The following is a 16,199-nucleotide window of genomic DNA, read 5'->3' on the forward strand; positions in this document are numbered from 1 at the left end:
CTTTGCCATTGCATCCTTTGTATGCTGGCTGCTCTGCCAACTCCCTATTCGGGGAGCAGACTGTACGATCTTCATACCGTGTGCGGCAGCTCGCGCACCCAGACGGCCATTTCATTCTCACCGCGGTTGCCCCATAAATAGTACGGAATGGCCTTTAATGCCGCGGGAAGCACCTTTTTCGGAGAGGAACGATACAGCTCATCACCCCAATCATCAGACTCTTCAAGCCATCCATCCCCTTCAATGACAACGGCCCCGCCGAGAAGATTCGGATCGAATCGCGAATGAAGCTTTGGATCGCCTGCGAGTGACAGCGAGGATACCGGCGCTCCATGATCGACGCTCTCCAGGCAGTATACGAGCGGCCCGCGCTGAATCGCGGCCTTGCCGGCATTCCCCCGAATGTGGGGATTGGCTCTTACTTGATGGATCTCCATGGAGAAAACCAGTTCCACGGTGTCTCCCGGTGCCCACACTCTCTTCACGTAGGCATAACCGTCTTGGGTAATATCCTCCACGATCACCTCTTGCCCGTTCACCCGCATAATGGCTTTGCCGCGCGACCAGTCCGGAATACGGAGAGCGACGGTCCACTCGGCTGCCTGCTCAGGCTCAATCGTAAGCGTAACATTCCCGTCCCATGGCAGCGCGCTGGTCTGGGTTACCTTCACCGGCACGTCCCCGAACCGGATCTCCGATTCACCGCCGATATACAAATGGGTATACAGCGTATCGTCATTCATCGTATACACGTATTCACCCAGCGACGACAGCAGTCTCGCCACGTTCGGCGGGCAGCAAGCGCAGGCGAACCATCCCGGCCGAACCGGCTTCACATGGAACTTGCCCGGATTATGACGGCAGGCTGTAGGCCATACCTCAAGCGGATTCACATAGAAGAAATGCCGTCCGTCCTGAGCCATGCTGCCAATGACCGTGTTGAACAGCGCACGCTCCATCACGTCCGCATACTCCGATTTGGGTGACAACTGCAGCATACGCTGGGCAAAAAAGATCAACCCGATGGATGCGCAGGTCTCGGAATATACGGTATCGTTCGGCAGATCGTAATCCGTCGTAAACGCCTCGCCATGATGAGTGGAGCCGATCCCACCGGTAATATACATCTGTTTATGGACCATGTTGCGCCACAAGTTATTGCAAGCCTCAAGCAGAGCCGGGTCCTTCGTTCTGGCGGCCAGATCCGCCATCGCCGTGTACATATATACGGCCCGGACCGAATGCCCGACCGCCTCCTTCTGTTCCCTGACCGGCAGGTGGCTCTGATGATAAGCCAAATGCGGTGCGTTCAGTACCGAGCGATAGAAGGATTTCTTCCCTCGCTGTTCCCACTCCTGAAGGAAGAAGTGGGGTTCTGTCCCACGCTCATCTATGAAATACTGACTCAGACTCAAATATCTCGGCTCTTGGGTTACCTCATACAATTTGACAAGTGCCAGCTCAATCTCCTGATGGCCGTCAAACCCATGGATTTTCCCATCCTCGGGTCCAAAGACGGTATCGATGTAATCCGCCAAGCGGCACACCACATCCAGCAGCTTCCGCTTGCCCGTCGCCCGGTAATGCGCAACTCCGGCTTCTATCATGTGGCCGGCGCAGTACAGCTCATGGCAATCCGTCAGATTGGTCCAGCGCTTCTCCGGCTCCTTTACCGTAAAATACGTATTCAGATAGCCATCCGGCTGCTGGGCAGCGGCCACAAGATCGATCAGCTCATCCACCTGCTCCTCCAGCTTCGGATCCGGATGAATGGCAAGCGAATACGCCGCAGCCTCAAGCCATTTCGCGACATCGCTGTCCTGAAACACCATACCGCCAAACTCCCCCTCGTCCCTGCCGGCAGCAATTCGAAAATTGGACACGCCATAACTCGGCTCCACGCCCGGAATTCGATCATGGAGGGCTTCATATTGGTATGGGATTACCACTTCCCTTACCAGCTCTATGTAACGGGACCAGAAAGGATCCGTCAGTTTCACTTGCTTAAGGGGGACGGCAGCTGAACGCGAAGTAAGAGTTATCATCTTGGATACACACTCCTTTTGGAATTCGATAGGATAAAGCCTCGACACTTCCCATTCTACGTTCTATGATAGGATGAAAACGATAACAGAATTGACCTAATTTCTTATACGATTTCACACTTCCCTGGAGGTGTCACTATGACGGAACGGAGTGTTCTTACCTTTCCTTCGCCGCCGCTCCCCTACTTCCTTGAATGCGGAAAAACGCATTATATGCCAGGCGAGTCGCATCCCAACCGGAGAAACCTTGGCGTCTTCGACCTTATCCTCGTTCAACGCGGCTGCTTGTTTCTGGGTGAGGAGGACATGCAGTGGGCACTGCGTGCCGGGGATATGGCCGTATTGATGCCGGACGCGCACCACTACGCTGTACAAGGGTGCCAGGAGGAAACCTCCTTTTATTGGCTGCATTTTCAGTCCGCGGTTTCGAGCACTGCCGATCATGAGTCGATCTCACACAATATCAAGCTGCCAAGACAAGGCCCTGTCCCTTATCCGGAGCAAGCCTATCATCTGTTCGATTCCCTGCACCTGCTGGCAACGGAACCGAGATCCACGGCATTTTGGCGGGAACAAACGCTGTTTATCGAGCTGCTGGAGCTGCTGGACCCGTCGAGATCGGATCAGGAACAATCGCGGGTACGTAAAATCGCGGAGCAGGTGGAGTCCTATATCAAAATGCATTACCGTGAGCCCATCAGCAACGCACGTTTATCGTCCGACCTCCATTTCCACTACAATTACCTGACACGCTGCATGAAAGAATCGCACGGCTTGACGCCAACGGAATACCTGCTGCAATACCGCCTGGACCAGGCGAAGCGGCTGCTGCTGACCACCCAGTGGTCCATGGCGCGTATTGCGGAGCATGTGGGATTTCAATATCCGCCCTATTTCTCGCGCCGCTTCTCCGCGCGTTTCGGCCTATCGCCGCTGCAATTCCGAAAGCAGTACACGGAATAAGAAGCCGTATGGGACCTCGGTCTGCGCCATTTGCAATATTCTGCCGTTCGGTTGACTTTAGGATCCGCGGGGCCTTGAACGCGGAGCAGTGGGCTAGCGATGCGTTATCAGCGCAAAAAGAGACGGATCCCTCGCGGGCCCGTCTCTCATGGATCGATGACGTAACGTTATTACGCTTCATTCGGCAGATTAAGCTGCCAGGATACGCCGAACTTGTCCGCGATCCAGCCGAATTTTTGGCTAAAGCCATAGTTGTCCAGCGGCATCATCGCACCTCCGCCATCCATTAATGCCCCGTACACCTTCTCGATCTCCGCTTCCGATTCGCAAGTCAGATAGATGGAGAAGGAAGGCGTGAACGTGAAATCATGCTTCACATTGCTGTCGATGCACATAAACGTTTGCCCCTTCAACGAAAAGGCGGCATGCATAACGCTTCCCTCAGCTCCCTGCTGATTGGGGCCATAACGGACAATGCTTGTAATTTCGGAATCCTCGATAATGGAAATGTAATGGTTCATGGCTTCTTCGGCATTACCTTGAAACATTAAAAACGGGGTAACACTCTTCATGGCAAAACACTGCTCCCTTGTTCATCAGATTAGGATGGGTAGTTTATCTTTCCTGTCTCAAGCAGCTGCTTCAATCCCTCAAACATATAACCCCATCCATGTTCGGTCTGAGTATGATACTCCGTCAGCGCCTTCTCGATATCCTCTGCGGTCCAATCTTCCTCGTGAGGGACAACGATCTCTTGCGTGAATGTCATTTCGCATCCTGCGTCCACGGCTTTGAACTCGACCGTTATTTGGTCCACAGTTTCGCTGAACTGGGGCATCCTGAAGGTAAGCACCAGCTTGTGGGGCCGATCGATTACAAGATACTCCCCAATGGCCCGGTACTCCTTGCCTTCCCGAACGTCAACAATCTCCCAGGTTCCGCCTACCCGAGGATCATTACGGGCGATCTTGTTCGTCGTTTCCAGCGTAAACAACCATTTGCGCATCATGTCGGGGTTTAACCAGGCATCAAATACTCGTTCCGGCGCTACCTCAAACAAGCGTTTCATGACCAGCGTGGTTGTAGAGGCATTCTCCAATGTTAATCATCCTTCTCATATTCAAAGTGGTATTCCGTCTGTTTCCCTACGTTATCATCGTTGTCCAGTATGTCCAGCCGTATTCCTAATGCTCCTCCTTCTTCGCTTTGTTCAGCTCGCGTTCCAATACATCAAATTGCCGGGTCCAGAATCGTTCGTAGAATTGCAGCCATTCCAGCGCCCTGGACATGACGCCCGGATTGAGGCGACAGGTATGTGTCCGCCCCTGAATGGATCGATCCAGCAGGCCGGAGCGCTCCAGCACCTTGATATGCTTGGAGGCTGCCGCAAGCGACATGTCAAACGGCTCGGCCAGCTCGGATACGGTCATCTCCCGCGCAGCGATCATGCGCACCATCTCTCTTCGGGTCGGATCAGCCAGCGCGTGGAAGATGTGATCCAGTTGTTCTTCGTTATTTTGTTCAACCATATGGTTAACTATAATGAACGGAACTCAGAAAGTCAACCAATCGGTTGAATATTAAGCAGCAAAAAAGCCAAGCCCTCCATTTAAAGGGCATGGCCACGATAATTCTTTAACTTAGTCCTGCTCCGGTAACACTTTACACTCGCCGCAGCATTTTTTATTCGATAACCTCATCAAGCAGCCGCTCCAGCTCGCCATAACTCGTCACGGTATGCTGTGGTTGATGCTCCGATTCCGGCCCTACGCTCCGGTGATTGAACCAAATCACATGCCAGCCCGCAGCCAGGGCGCCAACCACATCATTGCGCCATGAATCCCCGATGTAATAGGAGTCCTCCGGCACCGTTCCGGTCAACCGATTCACATGGTGGAAGATCCGCGGATCGGGCTTGTCCCAGCCCACCGCTCCGGATACGAATAGACGCTCCTCCGGTATGAGATCACCCAGCTGCATCGCTGCGATTTTGTTCATCTGGTGTTCTGCCGGACCATTGGTAATCAAGCCAACGACATGCCCGGTATCCGCCAATTTCTTAAGAAGCTCCCGGGCGCCTTCAAACATCGTGATGTTATACTGCCGGTCCAGATAGGTCTGCTGTACCGCCTCAGCCTCCTCGAGGGTCAGCTGTATGCCGAATTCGGCCAACGCGAATTGGAAACGACGCCTGCGCATATCTTCAACCGCTTCCCCGTAAGCAGCCGTGCCAGCCCCTCCGAGCTCTACGGACAGCTTGTCGCTGTAATAGCGCATCCGGTGATAGGCGGCTTCATAAGGAAACGCGCCATCAGGGCGGGCAACCTTCTGAACGGCATCGCGAAAAGGCGCCAGATGGTCATACAATGTATCATCCACATCGAAGAATATCCCCTTCGGTGATATTGGTGTCTTCATATGCATCCCTCTTCCTCATTCGATCTCTCTATTGTACCCGCATCGGCACTACCCGGGTCAAGCCTATCTGTTAATAAGTTCCTTTCCTATGATATGATGGCATTAAAGAGGCAGGATACATCAACTGGAACGTGCTACTTACCTACGCCAGCCAAGACCTCCAATTGTAATGCCCGATTATGTACCCGGATAAGGAGATGAATAATGATGACCAAGGATATGACCGAAGTGTGGAGTAAGGATTTCGTTCCCGAGGGTAACCGTGCCAGCAACGTGGATCGTTTCACCGGCTTTGAGGATACCTATGATCAGCATCGCCCCGAAGCTCCCCAGGAGGTTGTCGCCCTGCTGACAGGCTATTTAGAGCGCAAGCCTTCTCTCGTTGTCGACTTGGGATGCGGCACGGGACTGTCCTCGTTTGCATGGAAAGACGCAGCGGACCAAGTCATCGGCGTTGAGCCGAATGACGATATGCGGGGCAAGGCTATGGCCAAACTGCAATCGCTGCAGCAAGAGGGCGATGCCACTCACGGTGTGCAGCTTGCCGACATCAAGTTCGTCTCCGGCTACTCGAACCAGTTAGCGCTCCCGGATCAGTCAGCGGACATCATCACCTGTTCCCAGTCCTTTCACTGGATGGACCCGGCCAGCACGTTGAAGGAGGTTTCCCGCGTTCTGCGTGAGGAAGGGATATTCGCGGTATATGATTGCGATTGGCCGCCGAGCCTGACCTGGAAGGTCGAGCAAGCATACCAAGAGCTGATTGAACGGGCAGAGGCTATCATCGACCGCCATGTGGAGACACAGGAGAAGGCTTATAAAGGGAATAAGAACGAGCATCTGAAGCATATCCGGGAGAGCGGGGTATTCCGGTTCTCCAAAGAGATCGTATTCCATCATATGGAGCCGTTCACCGCCGAACGTTATACCGGCCTTGCCGTCAGTCAAGGCGGTATCCAAACCGTGTTCAAGCTGAAACAAACCGAATTGAACGATAAAATCGCACAGTTCCATGCCCTGGTCGAGGAGCACTTCCAAGGGCGGACTCTTCCCGTGATGCTCAGCTACCGTATGCGGCTTGGCATTAAATAAAGCAAGAAGCATCGAAAGGGATAATCCCGAAGTCCTCGCGCATCCTGCGGGGGAAGGGATATGAAGTATAACCGGCGTGTCTGAGAGGTTTGAGGTTCACCGAACCAACTCAGCGCGCCTTTTTCGTTAGCGAATAGGTCAGCCCTTCCCGCATCTACTCCCTATTAAGAATGATTACTTGCACAAGGAAATCATGAGACGGACGATATGCCCCGACGTTCTCTCCACGTTTAGCTGTTCGTTGTCCAGCGCCTCCGCTAGCGTAACAGCGCCTGGCACGATGCCAAAAATAGCGTCTATCCCTTGATCAACCAGGGACTGCATCGTACCCTCACCGCCGTCCGCCATGGGCACATGGATACAGGTCGCCTTCGGATTTCCCTTCTTACATGCCGCGTTCCATCGACTCACAGACTTCTTTGGCGGTCATGCTCTCCTTAAATGATTCGGGCGCGAGTACAATTACACAATCCTGCTTCAGCGTTATCCCCTGCCTCTCATTCATCATTCTTATGTAGGAAACGTTATCCCGGCTCGCGGGTATGAATCTCATCCGGGGCCATATGGGCAATGGCCTGCATCGTCTCAAACTGGCCGCTGGAGCCGACTTTGCCGGATAGCAGAGTACCGAGGATGCCGCCCGCGAAACCAATTGGAATGGACACGATGCCCGGATGCTTGAGCGGGAAGATCGCTTCCGCCCGGATCCAGCCGGCCCCGGGATCCATCACGTTAGGCCCCACGGCCATGAGCAGTAAGGAAGATATCAATCCGGCCGCAATGCTCGACATGGCCCCATACGTATTAAATCTCCGCCAAAATAGCGTGAACAGCAGCACCGGCAGGTTAGCCGAGGCAGCAACCGCGAACGCAAACGAAACGAGGAACGCCACGTTCAGCTTCTGCGCGCCGAGTGCGAGCACAATCGAAGCGGTGCCAACCACGATGGCCGAAAGCTTGGCCACTCTCATCTGCTGTGCCTCGGTCGCCCGTCCCCTTCGGAAAATGCTGCTATAGACGTCATGAGCAAATGCGGAGGATGCCGTCAGCACAAGCCCGGAGATCACGGCCAATATGGTTGCGAAGGCAACAGCCGATACAAAGGCCATTAAGAATTCGCCACCCAAAGCGCTTGCGAGCAGCGGCGCTGCCAGCTCAACACGCTCCGACAAAACGGACCAATCGACGAAGGCAGCCGCCCCAAAGCCAAGAAAAATGGTCATGGCGTAAAAGATGCCGATCGTAAACGTTGCCGTTTTTACCGATGAACGGACCGTACGCGGGTCTCTTACCGTGTAGAAACGCGCAATAATATGCGGAAGTCCCGTTGTCCCTAACACCAGCGCCATATTAAACGACAGCATGTCCAGCGGATGGTCGAACATATTACCCGCCATCAGAAACCGCTCCTGCAATGGGGTCGCCCGCTTCATGGATTCGAATAAGCCGAGCAGATCCCAATCGAACCTTGCCAGTACGATGAGACTCACGATAAAAGTACTGCTGACCAGCAAAATAGACTTGACGATCTGCACCCAGGAAGTCGCGAGCATGCCGCCGAACGTGACGTAGACGGTCATTAAGCCTCCGACCAGCACGATGGCTAGCGACGTTTCCAGCCCGAACAGCAAATGGACGAGCCACCCGGCACCAACGAGCTGGGCAATCATGTAAAAGACGGTGATCATCATGTTGTTGACGGCGATACATCCGCGCAGCCGTTTCTCGCTGAACCGGACCGCCACCGCATCCGCCATCGTGTACCTGCCCAGGTTATGAAGCGGCTCGGCGATGATGTACTGCACGATCACATAGGAGGCAAGGAAGCCGATCGAATAGAAAAAGCCGTCGAAGCCGTACACCGCAATGGATCCCGCGATGCCAAGGAAGGACGCCGCGCTCATATAGTCACCGGAAATGGCCAAGCCGTTTTGCAGCCCGCTCAGGCGATTGCCCGCTGCATAGAAATCATTCGTGCTTGTTGTTCGCTTGGCGGCATAATACGTAATCATTAACGTGCCGACCACAATCGCCAGAAAAAAAACGATGCCGGATATGTTCATGTGGCGTGCATGCCTCCTTCCGCCTCAGCCTGAAAGCCTGTTATTCCTTTATTTTACGATAAAATGACAAAAAAAGGGCGGTCCCTGCGCCGCTAAGCAGCTGGATACACCCTTTTTGGTCAAAGAATTAGATCCCGATTACGCGCCCGTATTGGCCTTGACCAGCACTTCGGCATACTTCGCTTCATCCTTGGAAGAGGATAACAGCGTGCCGATATAAGCTGCCAGGAAGCCAAGCGGAATGGAGATGATGCCCGGGTTGCTCATCGGGAAGATCGGATCGCCAATCAAAATCGCTTTGCCGGCCGGATCCCATATATTCGGACTAAGCGCCACAAGAATCACCGTGCTGATTAACCCTGTCAGCATCCCGGTAACCGCGCCTGTCGTATTAAACCTCTTCCAGAATACCGTGAACAGGATAACCGGTAAATTCGCGCTGGCCGCAACGGCGAAGGCGAGCGAAACAAGGAATGCCACGTTCATCTTCTGGGCAAACAACGCGAGCAGAATGGAGACAATGGATACGCCAATCGATGCGTACCGTGCCATCTTCAGCTGCTCCTTCTCCGACGATTCGCCGCGGCGCACGATCTGACCGTAGAAATCATGGGCGAAGGCCGATGCGGCGGACAGCACAAGGCCCGTCACCACCGCAAGGATCGTCGCGAACGCAACCGCCGAGATGAGCGCGAACAGGAAGTCGCCGCCAATCGCTTTGGCCAGGAGCGGCGCAGCCATGTTGCCCGCTTTATCGACCTCGGTAATATCCGCCGCGCCTACGAAGGCGGCAGCCCCGAAACCGAGAAAGATCGTCATGACATAGAAGATGCCGATAATCCAGGTAGCGTAGACCACGGAGCTGCGTGCCGTCTTGGCATCCTTAACGGTAAAGAAACGGGTCAAAATATGCGGCAGACCTGCCGTGCCGAGTACGAGGGCAAGGTTGAGCGACAGCGTCTCCAGCGGGATTTTGTATTTATTCCCAGGGTTGAGGAATGCCTCCTGCAGCGGCGTGGCCGTCTTCATATGATGGAACATCTGGGTCAGGCTGAAATCGAATTTGGCGAAAACGATCAGCGAAATGATGAACGTGCCGGCCATGAGCAGCACGGCCTTCGAGATTTGAACCCAGCTCGTGGCATGCATGCCGCCAAAGACAACATAGATGGTCATGAGCACGCCGACAATCAGAACGGACGTGACATAATCCAGTCCCAGCAAAAGCTTAATCAGCGCACCTGCTCCAACCAGCTGTGCGATCATGTAGAAGATGGAGATGGAAATCGTGTTCAACGCTGCAACGCCGCGTACTTTCTTGTCGGAGAAACGAGCGGCAATCATGTCCGCCACCGTATACTTCCCGAGATTCCGCAGCGGCTCGGCGACAAGGTACAGCACCACCAGGTAAGCTACGAGGAAACCGATGCTATAAAAGAAGCCGTCAAAGCCGACTAACGCGATCGAGCCTGCGATACCAAGAAAGGAGGCAGCAGACATATAGTCGCCGGCAATGGCTGTCCCATTCTGCCAGCCTTTAAGCCCTCCACCTGCCGTATAGAAATCGCTGGTGTTGGTTGTTTTCTTGGCAGCGTAATACGTTATAATCAGCGTGAGCATTACAATTCCGCAAAACAACGCGATAGCCATAGTCGATTACGCCCCCATATCCTTTTTAATATCGTCTACCATACGGTCAAACTGAGCCGCCTTGCGGGAGTACAGGATGCACAAGACCCATGTCATGACAAACTGCGCGAATGCAAATACCCATGCCCACGTGATCGGGCCGATCGCAGGGTGGTTCAACACGTCGGTGTACGAAGTGAGAATCGGCAGCGCAAAGTAAAACAGAAGAAAAAAGACGGTCATCGGAATAATGAACCGTTTCTTGCGGGAGAGCAGCGTTTTGAATTTTTCGGAATGCCATACTTCGGTATAGCTTTTTTCTTCCATTGCCTTTCCCTCCATTAACGATCAGGATCTATTGCGTCTCCCATGAATGAAAGCGCTTTAGAATGATTATATACAGGAGGACTGCCTGCGACCACAGCTCCTGCGCGAAACGTCCGATAGGGTGCGCGAAAGGGCGGATATGCCGCCTGAACGGGGAGACGCTCCACCGTTCCCCACGCGTGCTTCTCCCTAGGCCTCTCGAAGCAACCGGAACAAATCCCGGGCGGCCTCGCGAGACAAGGGAATCATCGTCCGCTGCTCATCCTTTAACACGATATTGTAAGCGCCGTTCTGCCAAGGGGACAGCTCCGCAATCCGGTTCACGTTAACCAGGTAACTGCGATGAGGCCGAAAGAACGAGTAACCCGCAAGCTTCTCCTCGAGCTCCTGCAGCGTGCTCTTGCTCGTAATCCGCTGGCCTTCGGCCGTCCATATGCGAATAACCCGTTCCTCGCGCACCGCGTACAGGATCGCCTCAGGATCGACGAGCACATGTTTGTCCCCATCATCGAATAGCAGTTTGCCGCGCATGCTGCGAGGAGCAGCCTCAGTAGAAGGATACGAAGCTGCCTGGAGGGCGACATCATAGGCTTCCTGCTTTGGGGTGGCTTGCCCTTCTTGAACCCTGCTGCGAATTCGCTGCAGCGTTTCCTTTAATCGCATATGGCTGTAAGGCTTTAGCAGATAATCAATCGCATTCAGACCAAACGCCTCGACAGCATACTCGTCATAGGCTGTCGTAAAGACAATGAAAGGCGAGACCGGGGAGGCCTTCAGCATTCGCGCAGCCTGCAATCCTTCCAGCTCCGGCATATGAACGTCGAGAAAGACGACATCCGGCTGCCGTAAGGGAACAAGCTCGAGCAGTTCCCGACCGTTCGCTGCATGAGGAAGCAGCTCGATATCAGGCTCCTGTTCCAGCAGGTAAGCCAGCTCCTCCCTTGCCAATCGTTCGTCTTCCGCTATCATCGTTTTAATTCGCTTCACGGTACCGGCTCCCTTCCGATAGACTGCAGGGGATGCTGAAGGATATGCTGCATCCGCCCTCTGCAAGATTCTCTACGATGAGTCTGGCTTCTTTGCCAAACATGCTGATTAAACGCTGATTGATATTGTAAATGCCGTTTCCCGTGCCCTCGCTGCCGATGATCGGCTGTTCACCGAGGCTGTCCAGCACCTCAGGCGAGATGCCAGCCCCGTTGTCCAGCAGTTGTACAACCGCCATATCGCCCGCCCGCTTTAGGGTCAACTGGATGAGGCCCCCGCTCGCTTTATCCCGCAAGCCGTGCTTGATGCTGTTCTCCACCAGCATTTGCAGCGTCGCGGGCGGAATCATAAGCTCGCCAAGCACCGGATCCAGCTGGCACTCAAACGTGAACTGATCCTCGAACCGGATTTGAATAATGTCCAAATAGGCATTCAATAGCTCCATTTCCTCACGAATGGTTGTTCTGCGGGAGGCCATGACCTTGACGTTCAAGCGCATGAACGCCCCCAGCTGCATCGTGGCATGTCTTGCCCGCAGCGGATCGCTCCGGATCAACGAATGGATCGCATTGAGCGTATTGAACAGAAAATGCGGGTTGATCTGCGCCTGCAAAAGCTTAAGCTCCGCCTCTTTCATTAAATGGCTCATCTTCTCGTGGGCCGTGGCCCCGAGCTGATAGGAAATCAGCTGTCCAAGCCCTTGGGCCATGACCAGCTCTACGCGCCGTATATCCTGCGGCCGCTTGAAGTAGAACTGAATGACGCCTACGATCTGGCTACCTTCGATCATCGGGACCAGAATGGCCGCACCGAGTGCCGGATGACGGGGTTGAATATCTTCCGCATTCTCTATGATCCGAAGCTCGCCGGTCGCGATGACATTCTTGGTCAAGTCGGATCTGATCTCTTCTCCGGGATCAATGGTACGGCTCGCGGCGCCGGCATGGGCCAGAAATCGCTCCGTATCCGTAATGGCGACTGCCGTTGTTTTCAGCTCGCGCAGCAGCAAGGTCGCCACGGCCTGAGCCGTTCGGTACGTCAAGCCCTGCTTCAGATGCGGCAGCGCCGCTTCTGCGATATGGAATGCCTTCTCCGTCTCGTAAGCCGCTGCCCGCTCTTCCTCGGTAAGCGCAACCCGCAGCATCGTCGTGAAGATCGCAATGGATATGCTGTTGGTCAGCACCATCGGCAGACCGATCAGGTTGACCAGCTCCACCGCGCGGTCCGGCTCATCGGCACAGATCAAAATAACGCCCATGTGCAGGATCGGGGCGAACATGCCGACGAATAACGCTTTTGCCGGCGAGATCACCCGCTCCTGCGAGAAGAATCGGGCTACGCCCCCGGCCAGGGCACCCGTAAGCGGTACGGCGATAGCTCCTGCCAGCCCCGTGTAGCCGCCGATATACAGGAGATGAGCTCCCGCCAGAAGCCCGCCCCCGATGCCGACGCGGGGCCCGCCGATTAGCCCGCCGATCACAACGCCGACCAAGGCGGAATGGGCCAGCGCCTGTTCCCCGGTCAGCCGCACCAACCAGAAGGAGGAGCTCGACTCGCCATTCTCTACGACAACGCCTGCATACGCTCCGAGGATGCCGAAGAGTCCAAACAGGCAGGAATAGATGAACATTCGCGTGCCGGACATCTCTTTGCGGTCCAGCAATTGGCGGAACAACGGAATTCTCGTCAGTATAAAAGTCAGGATGAGCAGCATGCCCATCCGTTCGAACAGATGCAGCGTCAACTCCTGCATGGACATCCCTCTTCTTTGATGGAGTAGGAATCTTCATCTGACGGTCAGTGGACGGTATGGATAAATAGGATAAGTGTGAATGCGGTTTCATTTCATGCAGTAAAGATTATATAGTACAGCGATGATTTGGACAATAAAAAGGAATAACATGAAACTTATGTAAAAACATTCAAGCGGAGATCCTATCCTAACGGGCACTCCAAAAAACCGTATCCCCGCGGTTAAGCGAACGATACGGCCAGTAAACAGCTGCAAGCCAAAACAGCCAAACATCTCCCCTCATTCTGATGTGTAAGGTCACTTTGGAATCACGAGGCCTTACGAGCCGGTCGAATTGGGTTTTCCAGCTCTTCTCCGGGATATCGACCACTTCCGAATGATCTGATTCGTTACCTCCGATAGCAGCAAACCCAGCGCGATGGCACCTGAAATCATGAAGGCTTGCGCCCCTAGCTGAACAGCCTGATCAAATTGATTCTGGGCGACATGCCGAAGGGCATTATAGGCGACTCCGCCCGGCACCAGCGGAATAATCCCCGACACGCTGAACACGATAATAGGCGTCTTGTATTTTTTGGCGAAAAAATGGCTGATGATCGTTACGCAAAAAGCCGCAAACACGGTGGCCGTCACCGGCTCAACCATCATGTTCTGCAGCATGATGTAGAGCAGCCAGCCCACCATGCCGGCAAACCCGCACTGCAGCAGTGCTTTTTTGGGTACGTTAAATATGATCCCGAAGGCCGCCGAAGCAACAAAACTCGTGATGAGCTGCTGTATATAAAAGGTTGCCACCATCTTCACCTCCACTCACACATCTCTTAGAATGACAACGTAAACGCAATGCCCGCGCCGATGGCAAAGGACGTAACAAAAGCCTCCGCGCCTTTGGACAAGCCGGATATCAGATGCCCCGCCATTAAATCGCGGATGGCATTGGTGATCAGCAAGCCCGGTACGAGCGGCATCACGGAGCTGATAATGATCGTATCCAGCTGATGGCCGAATCCGTATCTGACCATCCATACGGAGGTGATGCCGATGACCAGCGCTCCCGAGAATTCGGCGAAGAATCGCACCGGTATGACCCGATGCATGAATACAAAGCAGGAGAAGCCAAGACCGCCCGCAATGGCAGCCGGTACGAAATCCGGCCAGATGCCGCGAAACATAATGAGGAAGCAGCCGCTGGCAATCGCTGACAGGAAAATCAGCAGCCATGTCGGATAGATCGCCTGCTCATGCTCGATTTTCTCAAGCGCCCTATGAGCCTCTTCAATCGTCAGCTCACCGAGGCTTACGCTCCGAGACACGCTATTGACCTGATCGATCTTATCGAGATTGGTTGTCCGATCTGAAATACGAATGAGCCGCGTAATATGCTGAGGCTCCTCCACCGAGAAGATAATCCCGGTCGGAGTCATATAGCTGTGGCTGTTCTCCACGCCGAAAGCCGCGGCGATCCGCATCATCGTATCCTCGACCCGATAGGTCTCCGCACCGCTTTGCAGCATGATTTTGCCTGCTAACAAGCAGACTTTGATGATGTCATGCTCCCGCTTCAACAAGTCATTCAAAACGACAATCCTCCTGCTGAACACATTCCGATTCAGAATCTTTGCCTATATTATAGTATCATTGCCATGATAAAGCATAGGATATGCTTTAAAGCAGCACTGCAGCAGCTGCAATCGTTCTGTTCCATGCCCATCATCGACCACAAAAAGCCCCCCGAACGATCGGGAGGCTCCTTTACGATTTATCCTTCGAATCGGCTTAATAGGCACCGCGGATGTGCATGGCTACCTGCTCCTGATAGAAAAGCGCAAGGCGTTCTTTCTCCTCCATGCTGAACGAAGGCACGTCCAGCGTGCCTAGGTTGTCTTCGATCTGGCGGACGCTGCGGAAGCCGGGAATCACCGCAGTGACCTCCGGGCAATCCAGAATCCAGCGCATGGATGCACGGGCCATGTCGCCTCGGCCCTCGGCAATCCAAGCGAGCTCTCTGGCGAGCTCGACACCCTTTTCGAACGGGAGTCCGGCAAAAGTCTCGCCCACGTTAAACTGCTCGCCGTTGGCATTGAAATTCCGATGATCCCCTTCGCTGAAGGTAGTGCTCTCCGTAAATTTCCCGGTTAAGAGACCGCTGGCAAGCGGCAAGCGCACCAAAATGCCCACACCCGACGCTTTGGCCTTCGGGAGTAGCTGGACCAGCGGTTTTTGGCGGAACAGATTAAAGATAACCTGCAGGGACCTCACCCCCGGTACCCCCAGGCAAAACAGTCCTTCCTCCACCGTTTCCACGCTGACGCCATAATGCCTGATTTTCCCCTCGTCCTGCAGCTTGTCCAGCGCTTCAAACACTCGCCCGTCCTTCAACACCTCAAAGGGAGGGCAGTGAACCTGATAAAGATCAATCCGATCCCGCCGAAGCCGCTTCAGGCTGTTCTCGCAATAAATGCGAATCGACGCCTCCGAATAGGTCTGAAGATCATGAATATCTCCGGCACGGCAAAACTTGGTGGCGATATGCACCGAATCCTCCCTGCCTTTGGTTGCGCGTGCAAGCAAATCCTCCGCATGCCCATCTCCATATACGTCGGCCGTATCGAAGAAGTTCACACCTTCGCCAATGGCGCGATCCAAGCCCTTCAAGGCTTCCTCATCGTTGGTCTGCCCCCATGAACCTCCGATCGCCCAAGTGCCGAAGCTGACCTCGCTAATGTGAAGCTCCGTATTTCCCAATTGTCTGTAGTTCATCGACGATATAGCCTCCTCATCCAACTGCCATACTAGTTCACACTACTAGACTAAACGTTAAATCGCTTTCATTCAATCCATATATGACATTTACCTATTTTTCCGCGGGTTGTTGACAATTCATTCCATCGCTCCTATAATACAATCATCAGATATCCAACG

The 16,199-nt window shown here is 54.0% G+C and carries 15 protein-coding genes and 1 pseudogene; 2 read left to right on the forward strand and 14 right to left on the reverse strand.

Features of this window, described 5'->3' with window-relative positions; all coding sequences use genetic code 11:
- Positions 1-71 precede the first annotated feature (71 nt).
- Complete coding sequence (locus PAEVO_RS29740) at positions 72-2,045, reverse strand: glycoside hydrolase family 127 protein (protein ID WP_100541082.1); 1,974 nt, start codon at positions 2,043-2,045, stop codon at positions 72-74.
- A 138-nt stretch (positions 2,046-2,183) separates the two neighbouring features.
- Here PAEVO_RS29740 and PAEVO_RS29745 point away from each other — a divergent pair, with 138 nt between their 5' ends.
- Positions 2,184-3,008, forward strand: coding sequence for a helix-turn-helix transcriptional regulator (locus PAEVO_RS29745; RefSeq protein WP_100541083.1), 825 nt, complete (start codon positions 2,184-2,186; stop codon positions 3,006-3,008).
- 170 nt (positions 3,009-3,178) lie between these two features.
- On the opposite strand, the gene PAEVO_RS29750 is transcribed toward PAEVO_RS29745, so the two are convergent.
- From PAEVO_RS29750 to PAEVO_RS29765, 4 genes are all read right to left on the reverse strand, one after another.
- A complete protein-coding gene (locus tag PAEVO_RS29750; protein ID WP_100541084.1) occupies positions 3,179-3,580 on the reverse strand; it encodes a VOC family protein in 402 nt (133 codons plus the stop codon).
- A gap of 29 nt (positions 3,581-3,609) precedes the next feature.
- The gene (locus tag PAEVO_RS29755) at positions 3,610-4,107 is read right to left on the reverse strand and encodes an SRPBCC family protein (RefSeq protein WP_100541085.1); all 498 of its coding nucleotides are present in this window, start codon (positions 4,105-4,107) and stop codon (positions 3,610-3,612) included.
- An 85-nt stretch (positions 4,108-4,192) separates the two neighbouring features.
- Entirely contained in the window at positions 4,193-4,537 is a 345-nt protein-coding gene (locus tag PAEVO_RS29760; RefSeq protein ID WP_100541086.1) for an ArsR/SmtB family transcription factor, read from the reverse strand.
- Positions 4,538-4,691: 154 nt separating this feature from the next.
- Positions 4,692-5,432 carry an HAD family hydrolase gene (locus PAEVO_RS29765; protein WP_100541087.1) on the reverse strand — a complete coding sequence of 247 codons (741 nt, stop codon included), beginning with the start codon at positions 5,430-5,432 and terminating at the stop codon, positions 4,692-4,694.
- 201 nt (positions 5,433-5,633) lie between these two features.
- Here PAEVO_RS29765 and PAEVO_RS29770 point away from each other — a divergent pair, with 201 nt between their 5' ends.
- Positions 5,634-6,518 (forward strand): class I SAM-dependent methyltransferase, encoded by an 885-nt coding sequence (locus PAEVO_RS29770; RefSeq protein WP_100541359.1) that lies wholly within the window; start codon positions 5,634-5,636, stop codon positions 6,516-6,518.
- 306 nt (positions 6,519-6,824) lie between these two features.
- Here the strand turns inward: PAEVO_RS29770 and PAEVO_RS29775 are convergent.
- The 9 genes and pseudogenes from PAEVO_RS29775 to PAEVO_RS29815 form a co-directional block, all read right to left on the reverse strand.
- Positions 6,825-7,023: pseudogene (locus tag PAEVO_RS29775) on the reverse strand (glycerate kinase); the annotation flags it as partial.
- 19 nt (positions 7,024-7,042) lie between these two features.
- A complete protein-coding gene (locus PAEVO_RS29780; RefSeq protein ID WP_100541088.1) occupies positions 7,043-8,581 on the reverse strand; it encodes a solute symporter family protein in 1,539 nt (512 codons plus the stop codon).
- A 138-nt stretch (positions 8,582-8,719) separates the two neighbouring features.
- Complete coding sequence (locus PAEVO_RS29785) at positions 8,720-10,231, reverse strand: solute symporter family protein (RefSeq protein ID WP_100541089.1); 1,512 nt, start codon at positions 10,229-10,231, stop codon at positions 8,720-8,722.
- Between the two features lie 6 nt (positions 10,232-10,237).
- Positions 10,238-10,537 carry a DUF485 domain-containing protein gene (locus PAEVO_RS29790; protein ID WP_009593006.1) on the reverse strand — a complete coding sequence of 100 codons (300 nt, stop codon included), beginning with the start codon at positions 10,535-10,537 and terminating at the stop codon, positions 10,238-10,240.
- Positions 10,538-10,726: 189 nt separating this feature from the next.
- Positions 10,727-11,524, reverse strand: coding sequence for a LytR/AlgR family response regulator transcription factor (locus PAEVO_RS29795; RefSeq protein WP_100541090.1), 798 nt, complete (start codon positions 11,522-11,524; stop codon positions 10,727-10,729).
- Entirely contained in the window at positions 11,511-13,277 is a 1,767-nt protein-coding gene (locus PAEVO_RS29800) for a LytS/YhcK type 5TM receptor domain-containing protein (RefSeq protein ID WP_100541091.1), read from the reverse strand. Before PAEVO_RS29800 ends, PAEVO_RS29795 begins: the two co-directional genes overlap by 14 nt.
- A 318-nt stretch (positions 13,278-13,595) precedes the next feature.
- Positions 13,596-14,075: a threonine/serine exporter family protein gene (locus PAEVO_RS29805; RefSeq protein ID WP_076323830.1), complete on the reverse strand. Its 480-nt coding sequence runs from the start codon at positions 14,073-14,075 to the stop codon at positions 13,596-13,598.
- A gap of 23 nt (positions 14,076-14,098) precedes the next feature.
- Positions 14,099-14,854 (reverse strand): threonine/serine exporter family protein, encoded by a 756-nt coding sequence (locus PAEVO_RS29810; RefSeq protein ID WP_100541092.1) that lies wholly within the window; start codon positions 14,852-14,854, stop codon positions 14,099-14,101.
- A gap of 199 nt (positions 14,855-15,053) precedes the next feature.
- A complete protein-coding gene (locus PAEVO_RS29815; RefSeq protein WP_100541093.1) occupies positions 15,054-16,037 on the reverse strand; it encodes an aldo/keto reductase in 984 nt (327 codons plus the stop codon).
- Between the last annotated feature and the right edge of the window lie 162 nt (positions 16,038-16,199).

The organism is Paenibacillus sp. GM2FR, assembly GCF_002803325.1.
Taxonomy (GTDB): Bacteria; Bacillota; Bacilli; order Paenibacillales; family Paenibacillaceae; genus Paenibacillus_AQ; species Paenibacillus_AQ lautus.